This is a genomic window from Paraburkholderia sp. SG-MS1 (assembly GCF_012275575.1).
Lineage (GTDB): Bacteria > Pseudomonadota > Gammaproteobacteria > Burkholderiales > Burkholderiaceae > Paraburkholderia.
The window spans coordinates 1-5118 of the sequence record NZ_NPIH01000169.1 but is presented as its reverse complement, the minus strand read 5'-3'; the positions used below and the strand labels follow the sequence as shown (position 1 = coordinate 5118).

3 protein-coding genes and 1 pseudogene are annotated in these 5118 nt (G+C 65.0%); 2 read left to right on the top strand and 2 right to left on the bottom strand.

Features of this window, described 5'->3' with window-relative positions:
* Together CIC12_RS13370 and trxB are read right to left on the bottom strand one after the other, a co-directional pair.
* Positions 1–207 (bottom strand): annotated as a pseudogene (locus CIC12_RS13370) (Smr/MutS family protein); the annotation flags it as partial.
* 382 nt (positions 208–589) lie between these two features.
* Positions 590–1591 carry a thioredoxin-disulfide reductase gene (gene trxB, locus CIC12_RS13365; protein WP_168664581.1) on the bottom strand — a complete coding sequence of 334 codons (1002 nt, stop codon included), beginning with the start codon at positions 1589–1591 and terminating at the stop codon, positions 590–592.
* Between the two features lie 333 nt (positions 1592–1924).
* Here trxB and CIC12_RS13360 point away from each other — a divergent pair, with 333 nt between their 5' ends.
* Both CIC12_RS13360 and lolA read left to right on the top strand, forming a co-directional pair.
* Positions 1925–4231 (top strand): DNA translocase FtsK, encoded by a 2307-nt coding sequence (locus CIC12_RS13360; protein WP_168664580.1) that lies wholly within the window; start codon positions 1925–1927, stop codon positions 4229–4231.
* 245 nt (positions 4232–4476) lie between these two features.
* On the top strand, positions 4477–5118 hold a 642-nt coding region (gene lolA, locus CIC12_RS13355), incomplete at its 3' end, for an outer membrane lipoprotein chaperone LolA (RefSeq protein ID WP_168664579.1).

The window sequence follows — 5118 nt, the reverse complement described above, 5'->3', positions numbered from 1 at the left end:
TTCGCGCTGTGCGGCCGCCGCGGCCGCGCGTTCGCGCTCGCGGCGTTGCGTATCGACCTTCAACGCGTCGCGCAAGGCGCCGAGTCCGGCGAGACCCGCTGCCGGATCGAGCTTCGGTTTGGCTTTGGGTGCCGCCGGTTCGGGCGCGGGCGTGGCGACGGCGCGCGCGCGCTTCGGTTCGCTTGGGTGGGGCTGATTCTTCGGCATATCGGTTATACACGCAGAAAATGTGGATCGGTCGCGCGACGGGTTTTTTAGGGGCTGCGAAACGGGTAGTGAGATTGGCGTGCGGGGAAGCGCTTTACAACGCGTGGACGCGCAGCGGATGCACTGCAAATCGGGCCGCCGGGGTGCGATGCAACCATGGGTGGTGCTGACGCGTTGCAAGCTTGGCAAACCCGCAAGGCAAACCCGCAAGGCAAACCCGCAAGGCAAACCCGCAAAGCAAACCCACCCGCCACACCATCCGCCTGAACGAAAAAAAAAGGCCGCCGGCTTTTCAGCCGCGGCCTTCTCTCAAGCAAGCGGCCGGGTCACGCCCAGCCGCTATTTTACCGTCGCGCCAAACGTCGCAGTTCGGCGCCGCCGATCAACGCTCGGCTTCCTGGCTCATCGCATGCTCGCCGGCCATCTCGTTGATGGTTTCCAGGTAGCGTTGCGCGTCCAGGGCCGCCATACAGCCGGTGCCCGCGCTGGTGATCGCCTGACGATACACGTGGTCCTGCACGTCGCCCGCAGCGAACACGCCCGGCACGCTGGTGGCGGTCGCGAAACCGTTCAGACCGCCCTTGGTGATGATGTAGCCGTTCTTCATCTCCAGCTGGCCCGCGAAAATGTCCGTATTCGGCTTGTGGCCGATCGCGACGAACAGGCCTTGCAGCGCGATGTCGGTGGTCTCGCCGGTTTGCGTGTGCTTGATACGCAGCCCTGTCACGCCGGATTGATCGCCGGTCACTTCGTCGAGCGTGTGGTTCCACTTGATTTCGACGACGCCTTCCTTTTCCTTCGCGAGCAGCCGGTCGATCAGGATCGGCTCGGCGCGGAACTTGTCGCGGCGATGGATCACGGTCACTTTCTTCGCGATGCCGGCCAGGTACAGCGCTTCTTCGACCGCGGTATTGCCGCCGCCGATCACGGCCACGTGCTGCTGCTTGTAGAAGAAGCCGTCGCAGGTCGCGCAAGCCGACACGCCTTTACCCATGAACGCTTCTTCGGACGGCAGGCCGAGGTACTGCGCCGATGCGCCGGTCGAGATGATCAGCGAGTCGCAGGTGTACTCGCCCGAATCGCCGATCAGGCGAATCGGCTTTTCATCCAGCCTGGCCGTATGGATGTGGTCGAAGATGATTTCGGTGTTGAAGCGCTCGGCGTGCTCCAGGAAGCGCGCCATCAGTTCCGGGCCTTGCACGCCGTTGGCGTCGGCGGGCCAGTTTTCGACGTCGGTCGTGGTCATCAGCTGGCCGCCCTGGGCGAGACCCGTGACGAGCACCGGCGCGAGGTTGGCGCGCGCCGCGTAGACCGCCGCCGTGTAGCCGGCCGGACCGGAACCGAGAATCAGAACCTTGGCGTGTTTCGTTGAAGTTGCGGGCATGATTGAATCCTTGTACGGCGCCGGGCTCGCCCATGCGAGGCCGTGCGACTTAAGCTGTGACTGTAGATGGGTGCCAGTGCGGCATTATAAAGGGCGGGGCGCGGCGCTGCTCCATGAAGCTTTCCGATCGCCGCGATAGCGCCGTGGCGCATTCCGGGTGCCGCTCTGTGGCCAATCCGCCAAGTTACCGTCATTTACAGCCTTGCGCGGGACAGTGCGTTTACAATAGCCCGGATCGACGTTTCCGGTCGCCGGGATCGGACCCGAAGCCACGCTGGGCGAGGCTCTGGCCGCGCTTCCGGTCGGCAACCGGCTACCCACGCAACAGGATCAATGGCAAAAGCTCCCTATTCCGCGAGCGCGCAGGCGTTGCCGCACCGCATGTCGCGCCTTTTCACCGAAATCCGCTGGATCCTGCAGGTGGCGCTCGGCGTATTCCTGCTCATGGCGCTCGTCAGCTACAGCAGACGCGACCCGAGCTGGACCCATGCCGCGCAGGTCGACCACATCGCCAACTGGGCGGGCCGCGTCGGCGCGTGGACCTCGGACATCCTGCTGCTGCTGTTCGGTCTGTCAGCCTACTGGTGGATCGTGCTGCTCGGCCGCCACATTTCCCGCAACTACAAGCGCATCACGCGTCATGAAGAAGAGCAGGACGACGAGCCGCGCGGCGTGAGCTGGCTCGCGGATGCGTTCGCGTTCCTGCTCGTGCTGCTCGCGTGCAACGGCATCGAAGCGCTGCGCATGTGGTCGCTCAAAGTGCAGTTGCCGCGCGCGCCGGGCGGCGTGGTCGGCGAAGCCGTCGCGCGCGGGGTGTCGCATGCGCTGGGCTTTACCGGCGGCACGCTCGCGCTGCTGATCGCGCTTGCGATCGGCTTGTCGCTGTACTTCCGTTTCTCGTGGCTGTCGGTGTCGGAGAAAGTCGGCGAGTCGATCATTTCGGCGGTGACTTTCGCGAAGCTGCGCCGCGAGGCCGGCCGCGACCGCAAGCTCGGCGAAGCGGCCGCGGTGAAGCGCGAAGGCAAGGTCGAGAAGGGCCGGGTGCGGATCGAGGAGCACGAGCCGGTCGTGATCGTGCCGCCGGTCGTCACGCCGGCCAAATCGGAGCGCGTCGAGAAGGAACGGCAAGTGCCGCTCTTCACCGACCTGCCGGGCGACTCGACGTTGCCGCCCATTTCGCTGCTCGACCCCGCGCCCGCCGCGCAGGAATCCATCTCCGCCGACACGCTGGAATTCACGTCGCGTCTGATCGAGAAAAAACTCAAGGATTTTGGCGTGGAAGTGAGCGTGGTGGCCGCCTATCCGGGTCCGGTGGTCACGCGCTATGAAATCGAACCGGCCACGGGCGTGAAGGGCAGCCAGATCGTCAATCTGGCGAAGGATCTCGCGCGCTCGCTGTCGCTCGTGTCGATCCGTGTGGTCGAAACGATTCCGGGCAAGAACTTCATGGCGCTGGAGTTGCCGAATCAGCGCCGTCAGACCGTGAGCCTGTCGGAGATTCTCGGCTCGGCGGTCTATGCGGACGCCGCGTCGCCGCTGACCATGGGTCTGGGCAAGGACATCGGCGGCAAGCCGGTATGCGCCGACCTCGCGAAAATGCCTCACCTGCTGGTCGCGGGTACGACCGGTTCGGGCAAGTCGGTCGGTATCAACGCGATGATCCTGTCGCTGCTCTACAAGGCGAGCGCCGAGCAGGTCCGCATGATCCTGATCGACCCGAAGATGCTCGAAATGAGCGTCTACGAAGGCATTCCGCATCTGCTGTGTCCGGTCGTGACCGATATGCGCCAGGCCGGCCATGCGCTGAACTGGGCGGTCGCTGAGATGGAGCGCCGCTACAAGCTGATGAGCAAGCTCGGCGTGCGCAACCTCGCCGGTTACAACAACAAGATCGACGAAGCGGCCAAGCGCGAAGAGAAGTTGCCGAATCCGTTCAGCCTCACGCCGGACGAGCCCGAGCCGCTCACGCGCCTGCCGAACATCGTGGTCGTGATCGACGAACTGGCCGACCTGATGATGGTGGTCGGCAAGAAGGTCGAAGAACTGATCGCGCGCATCGCGCAGAAGGCGCGCGCGGCCGGCATCCACCTGATTCTCGCGACGCAGCGTCCGTCGGTCGACGTGATCACGGGGCTGATCAAGGCCAACGTGCCGACGCGAATGGCCTTTCAGGTGTCATCGAAGATCGACTCGCGGACCATTCTCGACCAGCAGGGTGCGGAATCGCTGCTCGGCATGGGCGACATGCTTTATCTGCCGCCGGGCAGCGGCTTGCCGGTGCGGGTGCACGGCGCGTTCGTGTCGGACGAAGAGGTGCATCGCGTCGTCGACAAACTCAAGGAGCAGGGCGAGCCGAACTACATCGAGGGCATTCTCGAAGGCGGCGTGACCGGCGAGGGCGACGAAGGCTCGGCGGGAACCGGATCGGCCGATGGCGAGTCGGACCCGTTATACGACCAGGCGGTCGACGTGGTGCTGAAGAACCGCCGCGCGTCGATCTCGCTGGTGCAGCGGCACTTGCGCATCGGCTACAACCGGGCGGCGCGTCTGCTGGAGCAGATGGAAAACTCGGGCGTGGTGTCGGCGATGTCGTCGAACGGCAATCGCGAAATTCTCGCGCCGGCGCGGGAAGCGGAATAGACGGATGGCGCGATCGCGCGGCGAAGCCGGTGCGCTGAAGTGCGCGGCGGGGCCGGTCTGCGGACATGCGCTCGCTGCGGAGGGTTGGTAACGCGCGCTTGAGATCGACCGCTCGAAGTGCCGGGCAACGCGTCGAGCGCGGATCTGCCAGCCACGCGTGCGGTCGTGCCACCGAAAGCGACCATCGCCCGTCCTCACCGCCGTCCGCCCCCCGCTCATCGAATTCAATCAAGGGAGAAAACAACATGCAGCTATTCGCGCAGCAGCGCACTCGACAGAGTGCTCAAGCCAGCCGCTTCGGCCAACTCGCGCGGACTATCGTGCGTAGCGTCGGCAGCGTGGCGATCGGCGCGTCCATGCTCGTCGCGTCGCAGGCATTCGCGAGCGGCACCGAGCAACTGAAAGCGTTCGTCGCGCAGGTGCACTCCGCGCGCGGCACCTTCGTGCAGCAGGAAGTGCGCGCGCCGAGCAAGGCGCAGGGCGCGAGCGGCGCGCTGTCCACCGGCGGCGCGGGCAAGACCGGCACGTCGAGCGGCACCTTTACGTTCGCACGCCCGGGCAAGTTCATCTGGCAATACGAGAAACCTTACGCACAACTGTTGCAGGCGGACGGCGACAAGCTCTACGTGTACGACAAGGATCTGAACCAGGTGACGGTGCGCGCGCTCGGCGGCGCGCTCGGTGCGAGTCCGGCGGCGATCCTGTTCGGCAGCAACGACCTGGACAAGAATTTCACGCTGCGCGATGCGGGCGTGAAGGCTGGCATCGACTGGCTCGAACTGACGCCGAAGGCGAAGGACACGCAGTTTCAACGCGTCGGTATCGGCTTCAAGGACGGCAATCTCGAAGCGATGGAATTACACGACGTGTTCGGCAACGTGACGCTG

Excerpts from the sequence above, each read along its gene's own strand:
- trxB (WP_168664581.1), bottom strand. The coding sequence starts at position 1,591 with ATGCCCGCAACTTCAACGAAACACGCCAAGGTTCTGATTCTCGGTTCC.
- CIC12_RS13360 (WP_168664580.1), top strand. The coding sequence starts at position 1,925 with ATGGCAAAAGCTCCCTATTCCGCGAGCGCGCAGGCGTTGCCGCACCGC.